Annotated in this window: 19 protein-coding genes and 2 tRNA genes; 18 read left to right on the forward strand and 3 right to left on the reverse strand. The window is 60.0% G+C overall.

What is annotated here, in order from left to right; translation table 11 throughout:
* Nucleotides 1–101 precede the first annotated feature (101 nt).
* Together Q0072_RS20370 and Q0072_RS20375 are read left to right on the forward strand one after the other, a co-directional pair.
* Complete coding sequence (locus tag Q0072_RS20370) at nt 102–410, forward strand: HU family DNA-binding protein (RefSeq protein WP_298333612.1); 309 nt, start codon at nt 102–104, stop codon at nt 408–410.
* Nucleotides 411–629: 219 nt separating this feature from the next.
* Nucleotides 630–705 (forward strand) — tRNA-Val (locus tag Q0072_RS20375).
* 166 nt (nt 706–871) lie between these two features.
* Here Q0072_RS20375 and Q0072_RS20380 read toward each other — a convergent pair.
* The 3 genes from Q0072_RS20380 to Q0072_RS20390 all read right to left on the reverse strand — a co-directional run bounded on the left by Q0072_RS20380 (nt 872) and on the right by Q0072_RS20390 (nt 4,872).
* Nucleotides 872–1,117, reverse strand: coding sequence for a hypothetical protein (locus Q0072_RS20380; RefSeq protein ID WP_013480261.1), 246 nt, complete (start codon nt 1,115–1,117; stop codon nt 872–874).
* A gap of 145 nt (nt 1,118–1,262) precedes the next feature.
* Nucleotides 1,263–4,469 (reverse strand): autotransporter domain-containing protein, encoded by a 3,207-nt coding sequence (locus Q0072_RS20385; RefSeq protein ID WP_298333615.1) that lies wholly within the window; start codon nt 4,467–4,469, stop codon nt 1,263–1,265.
* A gap of 326 nt (nt 4,470–4,795) precedes the next feature.
* Nucleotides 4,796–4,872: transfer RNA gene (locus Q0072_RS20390), tRNA-Asp, on the reverse strand.
* A 320-nt stretch (nt 4,873–5,192) separates the two neighbouring features.
* Between Q0072_RS20390 and Q0072_RS20395 the strand changes: the two genes are divergently transcribed.
* From Q0072_RS20395 to nuoN, 16 genes are all read left to right on the forward strand, one after another.
* Nucleotides 5,193–5,570, forward strand: a complete 378-nt coding sequence (locus Q0072_RS20395; protein WP_013480264.1) for an NADH-quinone oxidoreductase subunit A — start codon at nt 5,193–5,195, stop codon at nt 5,568–5,570.
* Entirely contained in the window at nt 5,561–6,121 is a 561-nt protein-coding gene (locus Q0072_RS20400; RefSeq protein WP_107872381.1) for an NADH-quinone oxidoreductase subunit B family protein, read from the forward strand. Before Q0072_RS20395 ends, Q0072_RS20400 begins: the two co-directional genes overlap by 10 nt.
* Nucleotides 6,122–6,136: 15 nt before the next feature.
* Nucleotides 6,137–6,751, forward strand: a complete 615-nt coding sequence (locus Q0072_RS20405; protein WP_298333621.1) for an NADH-quinone oxidoreductase subunit C — start codon at nt 6,137–6,139, stop codon at nt 6,749–6,751.
* A gap of 9 nt (nt 6,752–6,760) precedes the next feature.
* Nucleotides 6,761–8,020: an NADH-quinone oxidoreductase subunit D gene (locus Q0072_RS20410; RefSeq protein ID WP_298333623.1), complete on the forward strand. Its 1,260-nt coding sequence runs from the start codon at nt 6,761–6,763 to the stop codon at nt 8,018–8,020.
* Complete coding sequence (locus tag Q0072_RS20415; RefSeq protein ID WP_013480268.1) at nt 8,020–8,388, forward strand: hypothetical protein; 369 nt, start codon at nt 8,020–8,022, stop codon at nt 8,386–8,388. The genes Q0072_RS20410 and Q0072_RS20415 overlap by 1 nt, the downstream gene beginning before the upstream one ends.
* Before the next feature lie 48 nt (nt 8,389–8,436).
* Nucleotides 8,437–9,102 carry an NADH-quinone oxidoreductase subunit NuoE gene (nuoE, locus tag Q0072_RS20420; protein ID WP_290794990.1) on the forward strand — a complete coding sequence of 222 codons (666 nt, stop codon included), beginning with the start codon at nt 8,437–8,439 and terminating at the stop codon, nt 9,100–9,102.
* 2 nt (nt 9,103–9,104) lie between these two features.
* Entirely contained in the window at nt 9,105–10,418 is a 1,314-nt protein-coding gene (gene nuoF, locus Q0072_RS20425; protein WP_298333628.1) for an NADH-quinone oxidoreductase subunit NuoF, read from the forward strand.
* Between the two features lie 9 nt (nt 10,419–10,427).
* Nucleotides 10,428–10,868 carry an NINE protein gene (locus tag Q0072_RS20430; protein WP_298333630.1) on the forward strand — a complete coding sequence of 147 codons (441 nt, stop codon included), beginning with the start codon at nt 10,428–10,430 and terminating at the stop codon, nt 10,866–10,868.
* A 38-nt stretch (nt 10,869–10,906) separates the two neighbouring features.
* Nucleotides 10,907–12,970, forward strand: coding sequence for an NADH-quinone oxidoreductase subunit NuoG (gene nuoG / locus Q0072_RS20435; protein ID WP_298333632.1), 2,064 nt, complete (start codon nt 10,907–10,909; stop codon nt 12,968–12,970).
* A gap of 6 nt (nt 12,971–12,976) precedes the next feature.
* Nucleotides 12,977–14,062, forward strand: a complete 1,086-nt coding sequence (gene nuoH, locus Q0072_RS20440; RefSeq protein ID WP_126423705.1) for an NADH-quinone oxidoreductase subunit NuoH — start codon at nt 12,977–12,979, stop codon at nt 14,060–14,062.
* Nucleotides 14,059–14,550, forward strand: a complete 492-nt coding sequence (gene nuoI / locus Q0072_RS20445; RefSeq protein ID WP_013480274.1) for an NADH-quinone oxidoreductase subunit NuoI — start codon at nt 14,059–14,061, stop codon at nt 14,548–14,550. The genes nuoH and nuoI overlap by 4 nt, the downstream gene beginning before the upstream one ends.
* 115 nt (nt 14,551–14,665) lie before the next feature.
* Nucleotides 14,666–15,274, forward strand: coding sequence for an NADH-quinone oxidoreductase subunit J (locus Q0072_RS20450; protein ID WP_126423706.1), 609 nt, complete (start codon nt 14,666–14,668; stop codon nt 15,272–15,274).
* The gene (gene nuoK / locus Q0072_RS20455) at nt 15,271–15,579 is read left to right on the forward strand and encodes an NADH-quinone oxidoreductase subunit NuoK (protein ID WP_013480276.1); all 309 of its coding nucleotides are present in this window, start codon (nt 15,271–15,273) and stop codon (nt 15,577–15,579) included. Before Q0072_RS20450 ends, nuoK begins: the two co-directional genes overlap by 4 nt.
* A gap of 8 nt (nt 15,580–15,587) precedes the next feature.
* Nucleotides 15,588–17,687, forward strand: coding sequence for an NADH-quinone oxidoreductase subunit L (gene nuoL / locus Q0072_RS20460; protein ID WP_298333635.1), 2,100 nt, complete (start codon nt 15,588–15,590; stop codon nt 17,685–17,687).
* A gap of 16 nt (nt 17,688–17,703) precedes the next feature.
* The gene (locus Q0072_RS20465) at nt 17,704–19,206 is read left to right on the forward strand and encodes an NADH-quinone oxidoreductase subunit M (protein ID WP_298333637.1); all 1,503 of its coding nucleotides are present in this window, start codon (nt 17,704–17,706) and stop codon (nt 19,204–19,206) included.
* 11 nt (nt 19,207–19,217) lie between these two features.
* Entirely contained in the window at nt 19,218–20,651 is a 1,434-nt protein-coding gene (gene nuoN, locus Q0072_RS20470; protein WP_272742628.1) for an NADH-quinone oxidoreductase subunit NuoN, read from the forward strand.
* The last annotated feature ends 38 nt before the right edge of the window (nt 20,652–20,689 follow it).

Below are 20,689 nucleotides of genomic sequence, written 5' to 3' on the forward strand. Positions count from 1 at the left end.
AAAAAATGCGATTTCGCTTTTGACGAGCGGGGGTTTTTGTAGTCTCTATCGGGTCCACCCGCCGACGACTCGCTGAGTCCGACAGGGAACGGTTCACACAAATGCCCGCCAAGGCGGGCAGGGAGAAACTTATGACGACCAAAGCTGAACTCGTGGCCGCCATTGCCGATCAGGCGGGCCTGACCAAGGAACAAGCCAAGAAGGCCGTTGACGCCTTCACCGATTCCGTCGTGGACGCCCTGAAAAAGGGTGAAGAAGTCCGCCTCGTCGGCTTCGGCACCTTCCTCGCTGTGAAGCGCGAAGCCGGCACTGCCCGCAACCCGCGTACCGGCGAAACCGTTTCGCGTCCGGCTTCGGTCACCGCGCGCTTCCGCGTCGGCGAAGGCCTGAAGAACGCCCTGAACGGCTAATATCAGGCGTCATTTCAATGACGCCTGATACGTTTCGCGAATGTCTCGTGCCCGTGTCGCAGACGCTACATTCGCGAGTTTCAACGGCCGGATGCGGTCAGCATCTTCGGCCGTTGGGATAATATGACTCACAGAATTTAAGCCGAAACGGCTTGACTTCGGGACCGGAGGTTGGCATTGACCGGCCTCCGGTTTTTAATGGCCGGTTCCCTATGGCAGGGGCGATTAGCTCAGCTGGCAGAGCGGCTCGTTTACACCGAGTAGGTCGGCGGTTCGATCCCGTCATCGCCCACCATTTCCCCCTACAATTTGCGAACCGCCGCATCTTTGTATGTTTGCTGACGCAAACGGGGGTTCGATCCCGCCATCGCCCACCATTTCCCCCACACATCATACTGGTTTTTGCGCGTCTAAGGCGGCAAAGAAAAACCGGCCTGAGCGTTCTCAGACCGGTCTGATCTTTAGTTTGTCGCCTTTTCGGCGTTACGTTTGATGTTTTCGGCGGGCGGCTGATCACCCAACTCATCAGCGGCCTTGTCCACGCCCTGCGGCAGGGCCTCTACGGCATCGCCCATGCGCTCGGAACCGCTGCGGTTGTCCTGCATCAGAAACACGGCACCGACCGCCAGCAGGGCGATCACGGCCACGCCAATCAGGATGAGAATGCTGTTTGTGCCCTTACCGGGGGCCGTTGTTGTACTCGCCATAGGAAGGCTCCTCTATCTCTTCGATGGATTGAGGATAGGCGTAGCCGTGAAAACGCTCAGCACGAAGACCTGTGATCGTCCGTAGAAAGCGCATAAAAAAACCGCCGGGGTTACCGGCGGTTTTTGCGGTCCGATCTGTAGCCGATCAGAACTGGAAGCGGGCGCGCAGTGACAGCGAGACGTTGTCGTAGGCGTCGTACTTTTCATATTCGGCTTCGATACCGAAATAGCTGTACTCGTTGGAGGCCGCGAGGCGCACACCGGCAATCGGGGCGCCGCCCTTGATGTCGCCGCCCTTGAGCGTGAACGGCGTAGCAGTGCCAAAACGCGCCACCGTATCGGCGATCTCCGCCGAGAAGTTGTTGCGGTAGCCGACCCAGATTTCCGGACGGAAGAGGGCGGTCTTGTTGGAGCGGCCGATATTCAGCAAGGCCGTGCCGCTGAAGATATGGCCAGTGCGCTCATCCACCGACAGGTCGAAGGCCGTGCCGCCGCCGGTTTCGGTATGGGCGTCTTCCTTCAGGCCGAAATAGTCAGCGCTGACCATGGGGGTCAGGCTCAGCCAGCCGGCATCGACGCTATAGGAGGCTCCGATGCTGCCCGAATAGCTGACGCCCTTCCACTTGGCGGTCGAACTGGCGATGAAGGCGGGTTCGAGGATCTGACGCTTCGATTCGAAATTGGCGTAGCCCACGCCACCGCGCACCCAGCCTTTCAGGCCCGAACCGTTATCCATGCGCCAGTAGGCCCCCAGCGACAGGTCGGTCGAGCTGAGGTCTTCGTCCGGTGCGCCCAGCGTGCCCTTGGGGTTGGTGGCGGTGTAGGCAAGATAAAGACCCGCAGCCTGCGTCGAGGTAATGCCGCGCTCAACGCCCCCGGCAAAAGCAAAGCCGGTCGATTCGAAGCCCGTGACGTCTGTGCGGTCGCGATTGATCTGGAAGCCGTATTCCTGTGCCCAGTATTGGTTGACGCCCGCCTGCGGGATGATCGACTGGCTGGCCATGGTGCGCGACAGACCGTCATTACTCTTGGACAGGGTCAGCAGCGTTTCGCCGGAATAGTCGGGCAGGAAGGACAGATAGGCCTTGTTGAAACCATCCGCCGTGGTCGGATCGAGCAGGGCGCGTGTGGCATTGGCATTGCCCTGGGCGGCGGTCATAACGGCATCGAAGGCCGCGAACTCATTGACCGACAGGGTGGTTTCGCTCTGTGTACGCAGGCGCACATCGGCGTACAGCGCCGTATTGGCCGTATTGGTCGAAAGGGCGGCCTTATACAGATAGGGGATATTGCTGTCGAGGCTGGCCGTATCGAGCGTGCCGAGCGTGATGTTCGAAGCGGTCAGAAGCGTGTAGCGCGTCGCCGGCTTGACGATGCTGGACATGCCTATCTGCACCTTGGCGCCGGTTTCAAACACGGCGGCCCCGGAGGCGGCGATAAGGGGGGTGTTGGGATTGGCCGTATCCGGCACAAAGCGCAGCGTCCCCTCCTTACGCACATTCACCGTTGTGGCGTTGAGCTTGGAGCCGGTATCGAGATTGAGCGCGCCTTTCACGATGTCGAGCGACACCGTACCGGAGCCGGTCATCTTGCCGCCAACAATGCCGTTGGTCGTGATGCTCAGGCTGTTGCTGCCTGCGCCGAAGTCGATATTGCCAATGACGAAGCCACCGTCGATCTTCACCACGTCATTGCCGGAGCCCAGACGGATATCGCCTGAGATGACCGGGGCGGCGACCGCGTTATCATCCGGCTTGAGGTCGGTCTGGACCAGGGTGACGCCGGCCGTATTACCGCTCAGATCGATGGCCACGGCCCGGTTGTTGGTCGCGTCAACGACGCCATTGCCGTCGTCGTCGGTCTGGGTGATCGAGGCCGTGATGTTGCCGGTATTGTTCAGGCGCACCAGCGTGTTCGAGCCGTCGAAAATAGCCGTTGCGTTCGACTTTGAGCCCGTTGACGCCGCGCTGATCGTGCCGCTGATATTGACTTCGGGCACCTTAGCCCCTGAGCCGATATAGAGGGCATAGGCGGTTTCGTTCTTGGTGGAGCTGTTGGCGGCGCGCAGGGTGCCGCCAACATTAAACGCGTTGGCGACCGTACCGGCCAGAAGGTTGGCGGTCCGCGCTTCGGCCAGATAGGATGAGGCCGCAACGGTGCCATTGATCAGGATGCCGTTTTCAAAGGTGACGGTGCGACCCATGCCACCCGTTTCGATGGCCTTGGCGACCACGCCTTCGAACACGCCGGAAGAGGCGATGCTGCCGCGCACGACCAGGCCGAACTTCTGGTTCTTGTAGGTATCCGTAGCGGTCGTCGCGATATTGATCGCGTTGATGGTAATGTCCTGCGTGGACGAACCGACCTTAAGGGCCGCGGCACCACCATATTGCGACAGGCTGGCGGCACCGTCGCCCGTGTCGGTGACACCATTACCGTCTTCGTCGTTATTGCGCTCGGCTTCCGCCTTCGAAGCGTCAGTATCGGCAATGGTAGACTGAATCAGTATGCCCTTGGTGACGTTGCCAGCGATATTGACCAGTGGCCCCGCTTGCAGCTTGTCTTCGGCCTGCAGCTTGTCCAGTGTCGCCTTGTCCGTCACTGTGGTCAGGCGGTAGCCGGTGCCAGCGACCGTTCCGTCTAGAATCAGCGCGCCGGTGAGGTTGCTGGCGAGATTGAGCGCCGTAGCATTCTCACCCTGAACCGTCGTCGAACCGCCGATGACGATATTACCCGTGACACCGCCTTCAAACGAATAGGCACGCGCGTTTGTGCCCACGACGTTTACCGTGCTGTCGGAGGCAAAATTACCGGTCAGGACGTTTTCAAAGCGTACACCATAGGAATTGTTACCTTCGACCTGAATAGCGCTGCTTGAAGCGAGGCTGACATCGCCAATGAAAGGGGAGGTGCCAACAGAACGAATACCATAACGACGCTCGCCTTTGGCAAAGACGCCATCTGTGATGCCGTCCGCAGGGGAGTCTGTATCTGTCGGGGTATAGTCGTCAGTGACGGTGATCTTGCCGGAAAGGGTGAGACCACTGGTGCGGCCGCCATCAATATAAATGCCCGTGGCGTCGTCGCCCGAAGACGACATGTCGATCGCGCCGACGACGTTCACCTTATTGTTCGAATCGATTGTGATTGCGCGTGCACCCGCAGTTTTCAGCGCAATCGTGCCGCCTGTATCCAGCTTGATGTCATCCGCAGCGCCCGCCGTGGTCGCCGTGGAGGTTTTGACGGGGGCGGTCGTCGAAGTGTTAATAACGACTTCAGCCTGTGCCACACCTGCGGTAACCGCGATGACCAGACCAAGGGCGGTGGCATTGAAGAGATGAGATTTGCGCATAGTCTCGCTTTCGCTCGTCGATTTGAATTCTCAGACAGAACAACGCGTCGCGTCATGCAATGGCGCGCCTGCCCCCAAAGAAATAATTTACTGGCGGAATTTTCCCGCTTTCGTGTCAGCGGCGACTCTTCGGGACGAATATGGGCTATTCTATGTCATCCCGGACATGCCGGGGCCCGTATATGTCGTTTGCGTCAACCCTGTTTCGTCACAGACATACACGCGAAGACACAGATTTGCCTAATGCAAATTTTGCGCGAAGATGAATTTTAATGAAAGAAAAAGAGAGGATATGCGGGGCCACCTGAGAGAGCGTATCCTCCAGGTGGCGCGAGTGACGGGGCTCGAACCCGCGACCTTCGGCGTGACAGGCCGACACTCTAACCAACTGAGCTACACCCGCATTCACACATTGTCGTTCTCTGCGTCAGGACGTTAGCCCCTCCGAAGAGGTGCGCTAGATAGTGCGGGGCGGCCTGCGGTGTCAAGCGCCATATTGCGTAAAACCGTCAAAAAGCCATTTGGCTGTGGAAGACCGGGGAGCGGTTGAGAACGATTTTCAAGTGCAGAAAATTCGACGACATTTTTGGCATTTCCCCCGATTTTAGGCTTTTGAGTGTTTGAAGCGCGGCGCGAGGTGGTCTAATAGGCTCAGTTGAGTCTGTCCCCCGAACCTTTTGCGGTGCACCATGGGTGGGGCAGAGCCAAAAGTGGGATCGTACAATGGAAGCCCTCCTTATAAAGTATCTGCCGATTGTGATTTTCTTCGGCATCGCCCTCGTCCTTGGGCTGGGGTTCATCATCGCGGCGCTGGTTTTGGCGCCCAAGGCCCCCGACACCGAAAAGCTTTCGGCTTACGAATGCGGCTTCAACGCCTTCGACAGCGCCCGTCAGAAGTTTGACGTGCGCTTCTATCTCGTCTCGATCCTGTTCATCATCTTCGATCTCGAAGTGGCCTTCCTCTTCCCGTGGGCGGTGTCGATGTTCGACCTGCCGCAGGCGGGTATGCAGTTTGCCTTCTGGTCGATGATGGTCTTTCTGGGCGTCCTGACGGTCGGCTTTATCTATGAGTGGAACAAAGGAGCCCTGGAATGGGAGTAATCATTCCTGCCGGTCACGCCGGCCGCAGCACCGTTGAGGGCTACGATCCCAAGGTCCACGACAAGTTCTTTGAGGCCGTGTCCTCGGAGCTGAACGAGAAGGGTTTCCTCGTCGCTTCGGCGGACGATGTTATCACTTGGGCGCGCACCGGCTCGCTGATGTGGATGACCTTCGGTCTGGCGTGCTGCGCTGTTGAAATGATGCAGGCCTCGATGCCGCGGTATGACATGGAGCGCTTCGGCATGGCGCCGCGCGCCTCACCGCGTCAGTCGGACCTGATGATCGTCGCCGGGACCCTGACCAACAAGATGGCACCGGCTCTGCGCAAGGTCTATGACCAGATGCCCGATCCACGCTATGTCCTGTCGATGGGCTCGTGCGCCAATGGCGGTGGCTATTACCACTATTCCTACAGCGTTGTGCGCGGCTGTGACCGCATTGTGCCGGTCGATGTCTATGTGCCGGGCTGCCCGCCGTCGGCCGAAGCGTTGCTTTACGGTCTTCTTCAGCTTCAGAAGAAGATCCGCCGCAACGGCACGATCCGCCGCTAAGAGGGATTTCACGCAATGTCTGAAGAAAAATTCCTCAAGATCGCCGAACAGGCCCGCGCCGACTTCAAGGAAGCGCTGATCGACGTCATTCATGCCTTTGGCGAACTGACGCTGGTGGTGGAGCGTGAGCGCATCGTCGAAGTGCTGACCAAGCTGCGCGCCGAGCCCTACCGCTTTCACCAGTTGATCGACCTGTGCGGAGCCGACTATCCGAAGCGCGAGCGTCGTTTCGACGTCGTCTATCACCTGCTGTCACTGACGCAGAACCTGCGTCTGCGCGTCAAGGTAATGACGGATGAAGCCGTACCCGTCCCGACCGTGCGCAGCGTCTATCCGAACGCCGACTGGTACGAGCGTGAAGCCTTCGACATGTACGGCATGCTGTTTTCGGGTCAGCCGGACCTTCGCCGTATCCTGACCGACTATGGCTTCTCCGGCCATCCGCTGCGCAAGGACTTCCCGATGACGGGCCACGTCGAAGTGCGCTACGACGAAGAGCAGAAGCGCGTCGTGTACGAACCGGTCAAGCTGGTTCAGGAATTCCGTCGTTTCGACTTCCTGTCGCCATGGGAAGGGGCCTCCTACGTCCTTCCGGGCGATGAGAAGGCTGCCAATCCGAACAAGGCGTAAAGGGTTATCATGGCTGAAGACATCAAAACCCCGCTGTCCTCCTTTGTCGATCCCCGCACCGGGGCCTTCGAAGAGGTAGAGGCACGCGCCAACTTTGACGACCGCAAATTCACCATCAATTTCGGCCCGCAACACCCGGCGGCCCACGGCGTTCTGCGTCTGGTGCTCGACCTCGACGGGGAAATCGTCGAGCGTGTCGATCCGCATATCGGCCTGCTGCACCGTGGCACCGAAAAGCTGATGGAATACCGCACCTATTTGCAGAACACGCCCTATTTCGATCGCCTCGACTATGTGGCGCCGATGAATCAGGAGCACGCCTTCTGTTTGGCGATCGAGCGTCTGCTCGGCCTCGAAGTGCCCAGGCGCGCGCAACTGATCCGCGTCCTGTTCTCGGAAATCGGTCGTATTCTGTCGCACCTGCTGAACATCACCACTCAGGCCATGGACGTTGGTGCCCTGACGCCGCCGCTGTGGGGCTTCGAGGAGCGTGAGAAGCTGATGGTGTTCTATGAGCGCGCCTGCGGGGCGCGTCTGCACGCCAACTACTTCCGCCCGGGTGGCGTCCATCAGGATCTGACGCCGGAACTGATCAACGACATTGAGCAGTGGTGCAAGGAATTCCCGCGCGCCCTGGCCGATATCGAATCTCTGGTCACCGAAAACCGCATCTTCAAGCAGCGCAATGTCGATATCGGCGTGGTCAGCAAGCAGGAAGCCTATGACTGGGGCTTTACCGGTGTGATGATCCGCGGTTCGGGCATCGAGTGGGATCTGCGCAAGTCGCAGCCTTATGAATGCTATGACGAACTCGACTTCGATATCGTTATCGGCAAGAACGGCGATTGCTGGGATCGTTACCTTTGCCGCGTCGAAGAGATGCGTCAGGCCGTGAAGATCATGGAACAGTGCGTTGAAAAGCTTCGCGTAACGGGCGGTGAAGTGCTGGCTACCGATCACAAGATCACGCCGCCGCGCCGCGCCGACATGAAGAATTCGATGGAAGCCCTGATCCATCACTTCAAGCTGTACACCGAAGGCTTCAAGACCCCGCCGGGCGAAGTCTATGCCGCCGTTGAAGCGCCCAAGGGTGAGTTTGGCGTCTATCTGGTGTCGGACGGCTCCAACAAGCCGTACCGCTGCAAGATCCGCGCGCCGGGCTTTGCCCACCTTCAGGCGATGGACTGGATGAACCGTGGTCACCTGCTGGCCGACGTGTCGGCCATCCTCGGCTCGCTTGACATCGTGTTCGGGGAAGTGGACCGCTGATGCAGGGCTTTCAACTCCAAACCTGGCAAACCTTCCTGCTCGTCCTCGTGTTCCTGGCGGTGGCGCTGGGTCTGCGTTTGTGGCTGGCCAAGGCGGCCTGGGGCTATCACCCCGGCGGCATGAAGGGCTATTTGCAGGATCTGGTGCTGGAAACCGTCATTTCCTACGCGCCCATGCTGCTGATCATCTTCGGCGTCCGCATCTATATCGACGTCAACCCGCAGTATGGCCAATCCCCCATGGTGTTTGCCTCCATCGCTGTCGCCGTCGTGTCGATGATGGTCGCGCGGCGCATCCCGCTGGTCAAGGCGGCCAGCGCGCGCATGATGAAGGCCCGCAACGATCGCTGGGAGGCTTATAAACAATGAGCCTGCCCGCTTATAATCCTACCGTATCCCAGATGAGAGAGGCCTGAGATGTCCGTTCGCCGTCTCGCCGCCGTTCAGCCGGATAGCTTTGCGTTCAAGCCGGAAACGCTTGAAAAGGCTAACTGGTGGATTGCCAAATACCCCGAAAACCGCCGTCAGTCGGCGGTCATCCCCATCCTGTGGCTGATCCAGAAGCAGGAGGGCTGGGTGTCGGAACCCGCCATCGCCGTCGTCGCCGAAATGCTCGGCATGGCGCGCATCCGCGTGTACGAAGTGGCCACCTTCTACACCATGTTCATGCTGGAGCCGGTGGGCTCGGCGGCGCTGATTCAGGTCTGCGGTACGACTCCGTGCCAGCTGCGCGGCTCTGAGGCCCTGATGAAGGTGTGTAAGGACAAGATCGGCCCGAAGGACAAGCTTTCGGCCGATGGCAAGTTCTACTGGCAGGAGGTTGAATGCCTCGGTGCCTGCACCAATGCCCCGATGGCGCAGATCAACGACTATTTCTACGAAGACCTGACGCCGGACAATCTGGCCCAGATCATCGACGATTTCGCGGCGGGCAAGACGCCGAAGACCGGCCCCTACAATGGCCGCTTCACGTCAGAACCGCTGGGCGGCGCAACCACGCTGAAAGACCCGTCGCTGTATGACGGTTCGGCAGCCAAGCCGCTCAAAATCCCCAATGCTCCGGAAGCGGAGGTCAAGGCGTAATCATGGTGGGTATTCTCGAAGACAAGGACCGCATCTTTACCAACCTGTATGGCTTCCATGATTGGGGCCTTGAGGGGGCAAAGCAGCGCGGCTGCTGGAACGCGACCAAGGACATCCTGTCCTACGGGCGCGACTGGATCATCACCAATGTGAAGAATTCGGGGCTGCGCGGGCGCGGTGGCGCGGGTTTCTCGACCGGCCTGAAGTGGTCCTTCATGCCGAAGGAGGTCAAGGACCGTCCGCACTATCTGGTCGTCAATGCCGACGAATCGGAACCGGGCACCTGTAAAGACCGCGAAATCATGCGCCACGATCCGCACCTGCTGATCGAAGGCTGTTTGATTGCGTCTTTCGCGATGCAGGCCCACGCCTGCTACATCTATATCCGTGGTGAGTACGTTTTCGAGCGCGAGCGTCTCGAAGCGGCGATCAAGCAGGCCTATGAGGCGAAGCTGGTCGGCAAGAACAATGTCCACGGCTGGGATTTCGACATCTATGTCCACCACGGTGGCGGGGCCTATATCTGCGGCGAAGAAACCGCGCTTCTGGAATCGCTGGAAGGCAAGAAGGGCCAGCCGCGCCTGAAGCCGCCGTTCCCGGCCGGTGCTGGGCTCTATGGCTGCCCGACGACGGTCAATAATGTGGAATCCATTGCGGTTGTCGGCACCATCCTGCGTCGCGGTGCGGCGTGGTTTGCCGGTTTCGGCGCACAAAACAACACCGGCACCAAGCTGTTTTGCATTTCGGGCCACGTTGAGCGCCCCTGCAATGTCGAAGAGGCCATGTCGATCCCCTTCCGTCAGTTGATCGAGGATCACTGCGGCGGTATCCGGGGCGGCTGGGGCAATTTGAAGGCCGTCATTCCGGGCGGCTCGTCCGTGCCGATGATCCCGGCTGAACAGTGCGAAAACATGCCGATGGATTTCGACACCCTGCGCGGCCTGGGCTCCGGCCTCGGTACGGCGGCGGTGATTGTGATGGACAAATCGACCGACCTGATCAAGGCCATCGCGCGTCTCAGCTACTTCTACAAGCACGAATCCTGCGGTCAGTGCACGCCCTGCCGCGAAGGCACGGGCTGGATGTGGCGCGTGATGGAGCGCATGGCTAAGGGCGATGCGGACCCCAAGGAAATCGACATCCTGCTGGACGTGACCAAGCAGGTCGAAGGCCACACCATCTGCGCGCTGGGCGACGCGGCGGCTTGGCCGATTCAGGGTCTGATCCGGCACTTCCGTCACGAAATTGAAGATCGTATCGCGCAATATCGTTCGTCGAAGGGCAACTTCGCCGGACATTCGATTGCGGCGGAGTAGGGGGCGGTCATGCGGGGCAAGGTACTTTCATTCAGCGATGCCACAGGTCAGGGCCTGATCAGCGGCGATGACGGTCAGCGCTACAGCTTTTCGCGCGCCGACCTGATGGGCGGTGCCCGCTCCGTAGCAGCCGGTATGGCGGTGGATTTCGAAGGCTCTGAGGGCGTCGCCGTCAGCGTCTACGTCATCAAGTCCGGTATACCTGACAAGAACAAATGGGTGGCGGCCCTCCTGACCTTCTTCTTCGGGATCTGGGGCGTCCACAAATTCTATCTCGGCAAGACCAATGCCGGTCTGATCATGCTTGCTTGCGGCACGATTGGCTGGTTCCTGATCCTGCCGGGTCTGGCGGTGGCGTTCATCTCGTTCATCGAGCTGATCATCTACCTGTTCAAGTCCGAACAACAGTTCCATGAGGACTATGTCGCTGGCGACAAGTCGTGGTTCTGACGGTTCGGAATGCTTTTTTTGTATGAGGTTTGAGGCAGATGCCGATAGCTAAAGTCAATGGTGTCGAGGTCGAGTTCGAACCCGGCATGACCGTGCTTCAGGTGGCGGAGCTGGCGGGTGAGGAAATTCCCCGTTTCTGCTACCATGAGCGCCTGTCGATCGCCGGCAACTGCCGCATGTGCCTCGTCGAGGTGAAGCCCGGACCGCCGAAGCCGCAGGCTTCGTGTGCGCTGCCGGCCGCCGACGGTCAGGAAATCTTCACCAACACGCCGATGGTCAAGAAGGCGCGAGAAGGCGTGATGGAGTTCCTGCTCATCAACCACCCGCTCGACTGCCCGATTTGCGATCAGGGCGGTGAATGCGACCTTCAGGATCAGGCCATGGGATATGGCCGCGATGGCTCGCGCTATCAGGAAAACAAGCGCGCCGTCGAAGAAAAGTATCTTGGGCCGACGATCAAGACCTTCATGACGCGCTGCATCCAGTGCACGCGCTGCGTCCGCTTCTCGACCGAAGTGGCCGGTGTCACTGAAATGGGCATGATTTCGCGTGGCGAAAACGCCGAGATCACCTCCTATCTCGAACAGGCCGTGTCGTCGGAACTGTCGGGCAATCTCAATGATCTGTGCCCGGTCGGGGCCCTGACTCACAAGCCGTGGTCGTTCAACTACCGCCCGTGGGAACTGCAAAAGGTCGAAACCATCGACGTGCACGACGCGCTGGGCGCGCACATCCGTATCGACTATCGTGGTTCGACCGTGCTGCGCGCCCTGCCGCGCCTGAAGGACGACATCAACGAGGAATGGCTGTCGGACAAGTCGCGCTACGCCGTCGATGGTCTGAGCCGTCAGCGCCTTGACCGCCCGTATGTGCGCAAGAATGGCAGCCTGACCCCGGCCTCGTGGGATGAGGCGCTGGACGCCGTGGCGGGTAAGCTGCAAGCGACGTCTGCGGACAAGGTCGGTGTCATCGCCGGTGATCTTCAGGACGCCGAAAGCCTGAAAGCGGCCAAGGACCTGTTCATCTCGCTGGGCGTTAAAAACCTCGATTGCCGCCAGTATGGTGAAGCCTTCGGTCCGGTCTCGGCCAACACGCCGCGCGAAGCCTGGCTGTTCAATTCCGGTATTGCCGGGATCGAAGAGGCTGATGTCATCCTGCTGATCGGCACCAATCCGCGCCTCGAAGCGCCGCTGATCAATGCGCGCATCCGCAAGTCGTGGCTCAAGGGCAAGACGCAGGTCGCTGTGATCGGCGAAGCCTGTGATCTGACCTATGAGTATGCGCACTTAGGTTCTGGCTCGAAGGCGCTGAAAGAGTTCAAGAAATCGGCTTTCCGTGACCTCCTTAAGGACGCGAAAAAGCCCGCCGTGCTGATCGGTTCCGGTGCGGTGTCGGGTGAAGAGGGTGCCGCTGTGCTGGCCCTGATCGCCAGCGAAATCCTCAAGCCCTACAATGTGGTGCGCGAAGACTGGAACGGCTTCAACATCGTCCATCAGGCCGCCGCGCGCGTCGCTGGCCTCGACCTCGGCTTCGTGCCGGGTGAGGGCGGGCTGGATACGCAAGGCATACTGAACGGTAAGCTGGACGTCGTGGTCCTGCTGGGCGCCGACGAAATCGACACGGCGAAGCTCAAGGGGTCGTTTGTGGTTTACGTCGGCTCGCACGGCGATGCAGGGGCCTCGGCGGCGGACGTCATCCTGCCGGGTGCAGCCTATACCGAAAAGTCGGGCCTTTACGTCAATATGGAAGGCCGCGTGCAGATTTCCGAACGCGCCGTCTTCCCGAAGGGCGAGGCCAAAGAGGACTGGGCCATCTTCCGCGCCCTGTCGTCCAAGCTGGGCAAGACCCTGCCTTACGACAGCCTGTCGGACCTGCGCCACGCCCTGATCACCGATCATCCGACCTTTGGCCGTATCGACGCGCGCCCGACGCCCAAGGCGTTCGACGTGGCGATACTGGGGACCAAGGGCGAGATCACTGGCGAAACCTTCGCCGGCACTATCAAAGACTTCTACCTGACCAACCCCATCGCGCGGGCGTCCGTGGCCATGTCCGATATTTCGGCCACCCGGTCCGGTCCGGTGAGCCTGGCGGCGGAGTAAGAGCATATGACAGACGCTAATTTCTGGGCCGGTCCGTGGGGCTGGACGATCATCACCATCGGGCAGGCCCTCGCCGTTATTGTCGGCGTGATGGTCTCGCTGGCCTTCCTGCTGTGGGGTGACCGCAAGGTGTGGGCCGGCGTGCAGATGCGCAAAGGGCCGAACGTCGTCGGTCCCTTCGGCCTGATGCAGTCCTTCGCCGACTTCTTCAAGTTCGTGCTGAAGGAAGTCATCATCCCCGCCGGTGCCGACAAGCCGGTCTTTCTGATCGCGCCGCTTCTGACCTTCGTTCTGGCCTTCATGTCGTGGGCGGTCATTCCGTTCGCGCCGGGCTGGGTGGTGTCGAACATCAATGTCGGCATCCTCTACCTGTTCGCCATCTCGTCTCTGGGTGTCTATGGCATCATCATGGGCGGCTGGGCTTCCAACTCGAAATACCCCTTCCTCGGCGGCCTGCGTTCCGCCGCGCAGATGGTGTCCTACGAAGTGTCGCTGGGCTTCATCATCATCACGGTTGTGCTGCTGGCCGGGTCGATGAACCTGTCGGATATCGTCAACAAGCAGGCCGGGGGCTTCTGGAACTGGAACTTCCTCGGCGGCGGCGGGCTTCTGGGCCTTGGCATTATCAAGCTGCCGGTCATGTTCGGTATGATGGTCATGTTCTACATTTCGGCTCTGGCCGAAACCAACCGTCCGCCGTTCGACCTGCCCGAAGCCGAATCCGAACTGGTTGCCGGTTATCAGGTCGAATATTCCTCGACGCCGTACCTTTTGTTCATGATCGGTGAATACGCCAACATCGTGCTGATGTGCGCCATGATCACCATTCTGTTCTTCGGTGGCTGGCAATCGCCCATCCCGATGGACTCGATCATTGCTCCCGGCACTCTGGCCTACACCCTGATCAGTCTCGGCTGGTTCATCGTTAAGGTGGTGTTCTGGTTCATCATGTTCGCCATCGCCAAGGCCATCGTCCCGCGCTACCGCTACGATCAGCTGATGCGTCTGGGCTGGAAGGTCTTTCTGCCCCTGTCTCTCGTTGCCGTCGTTATCATCGCGGCCTACCAGGTTTTCGGAGGTAATTTCGCATGATCGGCCGTCTTGTCCAAGCCGCCAAGGGCGCGCTGCTGCTTGACTTCGTCGGGGCCACGGGCCTTGCCGTGAAATATATGTTCAAGCCGAAGAAGACCATCAACTACCCGTTTGAAAAGGGGCCGATCAGCCCGCGCTTCCGCGGTGAGCACGCCCTGCGTCGCTATCCCAACGGCGAAGAACGCTGCATCGCCTGCAAGCTGTGCGAAGCCATCTGCCCGGCTCAGGCCATCACCATCGAGGCCGAGCCGCGTGAAGACGGGTCGCGCCGCACGACGCGCTACGACATCGATATGGTGAAGTGCATCTATTGCGGCCTGTGTCAGGAAGCCTGTCCGGTCGATGCCATTGTCGAAGGGCCGAACTTCGAATTCGCCACCGATACGCGCGAAGAGCTGTACTACGACAAGTCGAAACTGCTGGCCAATGGCGACCGTTGGGAGCGCGAGATTGCACGCGCCCTCGAACTGGACGCGCCTTACCGCTGATTGAGCGTATGAATATCCACCGATTCCGTAAGGATATGCCTTGCGGGATCACAGTCTGAGGGGCTAGGGAGCGATCCCGAACCCGCAAAGTAGAGAAGGGGCGGAGGTCCCGATCATGCTGGCAATAGCCTTTTACATTCTGGCGGCCGTGACCGTCGTATCGGGGGCGCTGGTGATAACCGCGCGCAATCCGGTGCACTCGGTGCTGTTTCTGATCCTCGCCTTCTTTTCGGCGGCGGGCCTGTTCGTCCTGATGGGGGCGGAATTCCTCGCCATGCTGCTGGTTGTCGTCTATGTCGGCGCGGTGGCGGTCCTCTTCCTCTTCGTCGTCATGATGCTGGATGTGGACTTCACCAAGCTGCGGCAGGGCTTTGCCAACTACCTGCCCATCGGCATGGTGGTCGGCATCCTGCTTCTGATCGAGCTGATCATGATTTCCTCGGCCGTGGCCCAGCGCGGCGCGGCGGCGGGTCAATCGCCTCAGGTCTATGGCGCGGAGATGAGCAATATCGAAGCCATCGGTCGCGTCCTCTACACAGATTATGTCTATGTCTTCCAGGCGGCGGGTCTGGTGCTTCTGGTGGCCATGATCGGCGCCATCGTGCTGACGCTCCAGCACCGCACCTACGTCAAGCGTCAGGACATCCACACCCAGGTGACGCGCCGCCGCAAGGACGCCGTGGCCATCGTCAAGGTCAAAACCGGCGAAGGAATCAAGGAATGACTATCGGTCTTGAACACTATCTGATCGTTTCGGCCATCCTGTTCACCATTGGGGTGTTCGGCATCTTCATGAACCGCCGCAACATCATCATCATCCTGATGTCGATCGAACTGATCCTTCTGGCGGTCAATATCAACTTCGTCGCCTTCTCGACGCACCTGCATAATGTGCAGGGTCAGATCATGGCGATGTTCGTCCTCACCGTTGCGGCTGCGGAAGCGGCGGTCGGTCTGGCTATTCTTGTGACGTTCTTCCGTAACCGCGGTGACATCGAAGTCGATGACGCCAGCATGATGAAGGGCTAAGGGAAGTCATGCAAAACCTGGTTACGATCCTTGTTCTGGCCCCGCTTCTGGGGGCTCTGGTCGCGGGCCTGTTCGGGCGCAAGATCGGTGACATCGCCTCTCAGGCGGTGACCACCGGGCTCCTGTTCCTGTCCTGCGCCCTGTCTTGGTACACCTTCGCTCAGCACACCTGGGGTGGCCTTGAGCCCTTCACCGTAAAGCTGCTCGACTTCATCAATATCGGCACCTTCCACTCGGCGTGGTCGATCCGCATTGATGCCCTGTCGGCCACCATGCTGATCGTGGTGACCTCGGTCTCGTCGCTGGTCCACCTGTATAGCTGGGGCTACATGGCCGAAGACCCCAGCCGCCCGCGCTTCTTCGCTTACCTGTCGCTGTTTACCTTCGCCATGCTGATGCTGGTGACGGCGGCCGACTTCATGCAGCTCTTCTTCGGCTGGGAAGGCGTCGGTCTGGCCTCCTACCTGCTGATTGGCTTCTGGTTCCAGAAGGACTCGGCGTCTTCGGCGGCCATTAAGGCCTTCGTCGTCAACCGCGTCGGTGACTTCGGCTTCGCGCTGGGCATCATGACGATCTACTGGATGTTCGGGACCATCAACTTCCACGAACTGTTCCCGCTGATCGCCGCCAAGGCCGATACCAGCTGGATGTTCCTCGGCCACAGCTTCTCGGCGCTCGATCTGGCCGCCTTCCTGCTGTTCATCGGTGCCATGGGTAAGTCGGCGCAGTTCTTCCTGCACACCTGGCTTCCGGACGCCATGGAAGGTCCGACCCCCGTGTCGGCCCTGATCCACGCCGCCACCATGGTGACCGCCGGCGTCTACATGGTCTGCCTTCTGTCGCCGCTGTTTGAATATGCGCCGGTGGCCAAGATGATAGTCACCTATATCGGGGCCATCACCGCCATCTTCGCTGCCTCCATCGGCTTCACGCAAAACGACATCAAGCGCGTTATCGCCTTCTCGACCTGTTCGCAGTTGGGCTACATGTTCTTCGCGGCGGGCGTCGGTGCCTACGAGGCGGCCATGTTCCACCTGTTCACACACGCCTTCTTCAAGGCGCTGCTGTTCCTTGGGGCCGGGTCGGTCATCCACGGGATGCACCACGAACAGGATATGCGTCACATGGGCGGTCTGGCCAAGTATCTGCCGGTCACCTACGCAGCCATGACCATCGGCACCATCGCCATCACCGGCCTTGGCATTCCCTACACGCAGATTGGTTTCGCGGGCTTCTTCTCTAAGGACATGATCATCGAAACCGCCTGGGCGGCCCATAATACCCCGCAGGGCATGTTCGCCTTCGTGATCGGTATTCTGGCAGCTCTGCTGACGGCTTTCTATAGCTGGCGTCTGGCCTTCATGACCTTCCACGGCAAAAAGCACTGGGAAGCCGCCCACGACGATCATCAGGCACACGGCCATGACGACCATGCCCATGCCGCTGTCGCCCATGCTCATGACGATCATGCCCACGCTCATGCTCATGACGATCATGCCCACGCTCATGGTCATGACGATCACCACGGCCATGCGCATACGCCGCATGAAAGCCCGATCGTCATGCTGATCCCGCTGATCGTGCTGTCGATCGGTGCGGTGGCAGCCGGTTTCGTGTTCGCCCCGTACTTTATCGGCGATCATGCCCACGCCTTCTGGGGCCACGCCATTCAGCACGGACCGCACAACCACGTCCTGCATGAGGCGCACCACATCGAGGAAGCCTGGGTCAAATGGGCCCCGCTGGTGGTGACCCTGATCGGTACGGCTCTGGCCGTGTACTTCTACCTGCTGAAGCCCGCCCTGCCCAAGGCCATGGCGGCGCGCAAGGGGCCGCTGTACACCTTCCTGTACAACAAGTGGTTCTTCGACGAGTTGTATCAGGCGACCTTCGTCAAGGGTTCCAAGGCGCTCGGCGACCTGTTCTGGAAGGTGCTCGATGTGAAGATCATCGACGGCCTGGGCCCGAACGGTGCCGCCTGGACGGCGCTGAAATCGGCGCAGCGTCTGGTCAAGACTCAGACGGGCTATGTCTATCACTACGCCTTCGTCATGTTCCTCGGCATCGCGGGTCTTCTGACCTGGGTTGTCTTCGGTATGGCGCGATAGGGGAGAGCTTTTAAGTATGTCACCGGTAATCCCCAATCTTCTTAGCCTTATTACCTTCCTGCCGCTGGTAGGGGCGTTGGCCATTCTTGGCGTCAAATGGGTCTCGCGCAAGGATGACGCCAGCGTCATCGAGCGCAATGCCAAGTGGATCGCCCTGTGGACGACGCTGGCGACGCTGGCCCTGACCGTCATCCTGCTGGCGGGCTTCGACCGCACCACCACCGACTATCAGTTCGTGGAAAAGGTGCAGTGGTTCAGCTTCCTGAGCTACCACATGGGCGTCGATGGCATTTCGGTGCTGTTCGTGGCCCTGACGGCGCTGCTGATGCCGCTGTGCATTCTCGCTTCGTGGGACTCGGTCAAGACGCGGCTCGTTGAATATATGATCGCCTTCCTCGTGCTGGAAACGCTGGTCATCGGCGTCTTCACCGCGCTCGACCTGTTCCTCTTCTACGTCTTCTTCGAAGGCGGTCTGGTCCCGATGTTCCTCATTATCGGTATCTGGGGTGGCAAGGACCGTATCTACGCGGCCTACAAGTTCTTCCTCTATACCCTTCTGGGGTCCGTACTGATGCTGGCGGCCATGCTGTACATGGTCGGTGTGGCGGGTACGTCGGATATTCCGACCCTTTCGACCTACGCCTTCTCGCAAGCGGCGCAGCCGTGGCTGTGGTTTGCCTTCTTCGCCTCGTTCGCGGTGAAGATGCCGATGTGGCCGGTGCACACTTGGCTGCCTGACGCCCACGTTCAGGCCCCGACCGCTGGCTCGGTCCTGCTGGCCGGTATTCTGCTGAAGCTCGGCGGTTACGGTTTCATCCGCTTCAACCTGCCGATGTTCCCCTATGCCTCGGAACTGTTCACGCCCTTCGTGCTGACCCTGTCGGTCATCGCCATCGTCGTGACCTCGCTGATCGCCTTCCGTCAAACGGATATCAAAAAGCTGATCGCCTATTCGTCGGTCGCCCACATGGGCTTCGTGACCATGGGGATATTCGCGGGCAATCAGGCAGGCGTGCAGGGCGCGGTCTATCAGATGATCTCGCACGGCTTTATCTCTGGTGCGCTCTTCCTCTGCGTCGGTGTGGTCTATGACCGCTGGCATACGCGCGAAATCGCCTTCTACGGCGGTCTGACCAAGCTGATGCCGCACTTCGCCTTTGTCTTCCTGCTGTTCACCATGGCCAATGTCGGCCTGCCGGGCACGTCGGGCTTTGTCGGGGAAATCCTGACCATGACCGGCCTCTATCAGGCTTCGACCTGGGCCGCGCTGGTTGCCGCCACCGGCGTCATCCTTTCGGCCATGTACGCCCTGACCCTCTTCAAGCGCGTCATGTACGGCGACGTGACCAATGAACAGCTCAAGGGCCATCCGGATCTGACCTTGCGTGAAAAAATCATCTTTGCGCCCCTGATCGCGGGGACGCTGCTGCTGGGTATCTATCCGGCCTTTGTATTTGACTTTACCACCGCCAGCGTGGACGCCGTTGTGGCGACGTACCGCGCTGTTATCGGCGGATAGGAGCGCCCATTATGGATTTGACATCGGCTCTTCATCTGGCCCTTCCGGAACTGATCCTGGCGGTTTCCGTACTCGGCATCCTCGTCTACGGGGCGCTGCGCGGTGACAAGGCGGCGGGCTCGGTCGCGGCGCTGTGTGGTGCGGCCCTGATCGCGGCGGCCTTTGCCGCGGCCTTCAACGGTCACGGTAAGGTCTTCAACGGGTCTTTCATCGCCGACGGCGTGGCCAATTTCGCCAAGACCTTCATCTACATCGCCTCGGCTTTGGTGGTGGTGCTGGCGCGCGGCTATTTCGAGCGTCAGAACAATAACCGCTTCGAATTCCCGATCCTCGTTACCCTGTCGGCTATCGGCATGAGCATGATGGTGTCGGCGGGCGACCTGATCGCCCTCTATATCGGCCTCGAACTGAACTCGCTGGCGGCCTATGTCATGGCGGCCTTCCGCCGCGACGACGCCAAGGGCTCGGAAGCCGGCCTGAAGTATTTCGTGCTGGGTTCCCTGTCTTCGGGCCTGCTGCTTTACGGTATTTCGCTGGTCTATGGCTTTGCGGGCTCGATGAATTTCGACGCCATTGCGGCCTCGGCTCAGGCCAATATGCAGGTCGGCCTGATCTTCGGTCTGGTCTTCGTCATTGCCGGTCTGGCCTTCAAAGTGTCTGCCGCACCGTTCCACATGTGGACGCCGGACGTTTATGAAGGCGCACCGACCCCGGTCGTAGCCCTGTTCGCCGGTGCCCCGAAGTTTGCGGCTCTGGTGCTGCTGGCGCGTGTCCTCAATGACGCCTTTGCGGGTCTGCACGATCAGTGGGCGCAGGTCCTGCTGGCCATCGCCACCCTGTCCTTCCTGATCGGCGGCCTCGGCGGTCTGATGCAAAAAGACTTCAAGCGCCTGCTGGCCTATTCGTCGATTGCCAATATGGGTTACGCCATGCTGGCCTTGGCGGCCGGGACGGACAAGGGTGTCATGGCGCTCTTGCTATTCTCGGTCCTGTACATGGTCGATACGCTGGGCCTGTTCTCAGCGCAGATCGCCCTGTCGCGTAAGGGCATTGCGGTCAGCAAGATCGACGACCTGTCGGGGCTGTCCAAGGTCGATATGAAGCTGACCATCGCCATCACGGTTCTAGCCCTGTCGGTACTGGGGATGCCGCCCTTCTCCGGCTTCTGGGGCAAGTTCTTCGTCTTCGGTGCGGCGCTCGAAGCCGGTTACTGGGGCTTTGCCGTGGCCGGTCTGGTGGCCTCGGTTATCGCGGCCTTCTATTACCTGCGCATCATCAAGGTGATGTGGTTCGATGGGGATAAGGGCGAGCTGGACAAGGCGCCGTTCGAAGCGAAGTGGATTGCCTATGCAGCGGCGGCCTTTGCCTTCCCGATCGCGGCCTTCGCTTTGTCAGGGCTCTATCCGCTGGCGGAAACGGCGGTCAAGAGCTTCGGCCTGAACTAAGCCTGCTGTTTAATTTAACTTCCGGGGTGCAGGGGTTT

It is taken from the genome of Asticcacaulis sp. (assembly GCF_027484505.1).
Classification (GTDB): domain Bacteria; phylum Pseudomonadota; class Alphaproteobacteria; order Caulobacterales; family Caulobacteraceae; genus Asticcacaulis.

What these genes read in the sequence shown, in the direction of transcription:
- Q0072_RS20370 (WP_298333612.1), top strand. Translation starts at nt 102, where the DNA reads ATGCCCGCCAAGGCGGGCAGGGAGAAACTTATGACGACCAAAGCTGAA.
- Q0072_RS20380 (WP_013480261.1), bottom strand. Translation starts at nt 1,117, where the DNA reads ATGGCGAGTACAACAACGGCCCCCGGTAAGGGCACAAACAGCATTCTC.
- Q0072_RS20385 (WP_298333615.1), bottom strand. Translation starts at nt 4,469, where the DNA reads ATGCGCAAATCTCATCTCTTCAATGCCACCGCCCTTGGTCTGGTCATC.
- Q0072_RS20395 (WP_013480264.1), top strand. Translation starts at nt 5,193, where the DNA reads ATGGAAGCCCTCCTTATAAAGTATCTGCCGATTGTGATTTTCTTCGGC.
- Q0072_RS20400 (WP_107872381.1), top strand. Translation starts at nt 5,561, where the DNA reads ATGGGAGTAATCATTCCTGCCGGTCACGCCGGCCGCAGCACCGTTGAG.
- Q0072_RS20405 (WP_298333621.1), top strand. Translation starts at nt 6,137, where the DNA reads ATGTCTGAAGAAAAATTCCTCAAGATCGCCGAACAGGCCCGCGCCGAC.
- Q0072_RS20410 (WP_298333623.1), top strand. Translation starts at nt 6,761, where the DNA reads ATGGCTGAAGACATCAAAACCCCGCTGTCCTCCTTTGTCGATCCCCGC.
- Q0072_RS20415 (WP_013480268.1), top strand. Translation starts at nt 8,020, where the DNA reads ATGCAGGGCTTTCAACTCCAAACCTGGCAAACCTTCCTGCTCGTCCTC.
- nuoE (WP_290794990.1), top strand. Translation starts at nt 8,437, where the DNA reads ATGTCCGTTCGCCGTCTCGCCGCCGTTCAGCCGGATAGCTTTGCGTTC.
- nuoF (WP_298333628.1), top strand. Translation starts at nt 9,105, where the DNA reads ATGGTGGGTATTCTCGAAGACAAGGACCGCATCTTTACCAACCTGTAT.
- Q0072_RS20430 (WP_298333630.1), top strand. Translation starts at nt 10,428, where the DNA reads ATGCGGGGCAAGGTACTTTCATTCAGCGATGCCACAGGTCAGGGCCTG.
- nuoG (WP_298333632.1), top strand. Translation starts at nt 10,907, where the DNA reads ATGCCGATAGCTAAAGTCAATGGTGTCGAGGTCGAGTTCGAACCCGGC.
- nuoH (WP_126423705.1), top strand. Translation starts at nt 12,977, where the DNA reads ATGACAGACGCTAATTTCTGGGCCGGTCCGTGGGGCTGGACGATCATC.
- nuoI (WP_013480274.1), top strand. Translation starts at nt 14,059, where the DNA reads ATGATCGGCCGTCTTGTCCAAGCCGCCAAGGGCGCGCTGCTGCTTGAC.
- Q0072_RS20450 (WP_126423706.1), top strand. Translation starts at nt 14,666, where the DNA reads ATGCTGGCAATAGCCTTTTACATTCTGGCGGCCGTGACCGTCGTATCG.
- nuoK (WP_013480276.1), top strand. Translation starts at nt 15,271, where the DNA reads ATGACTATCGGTCTTGAACACTATCTGATCGTTTCGGCCATCCTGTTC.
- nuoL (WP_298333635.1), top strand. Translation starts at nt 15,588, where the DNA reads ATGCAAAACCTGGTTACGATCCTTGTTCTGGCCCCGCTTCTGGGGGCT.
- Q0072_RS20465 (WP_298333637.1), top strand. Translation starts at nt 17,704, where the DNA reads ATGTCACCGGTAATCCCCAATCTTCTTAGCCTTATTACCTTCCTGCCG.
- nuoN (WP_272742628.1), top strand. Translation starts at nt 19,218, where the DNA reads ATGGATTTGACATCGGCTCTTCATCTGGCCCTTCCGGAACTGATCCTG.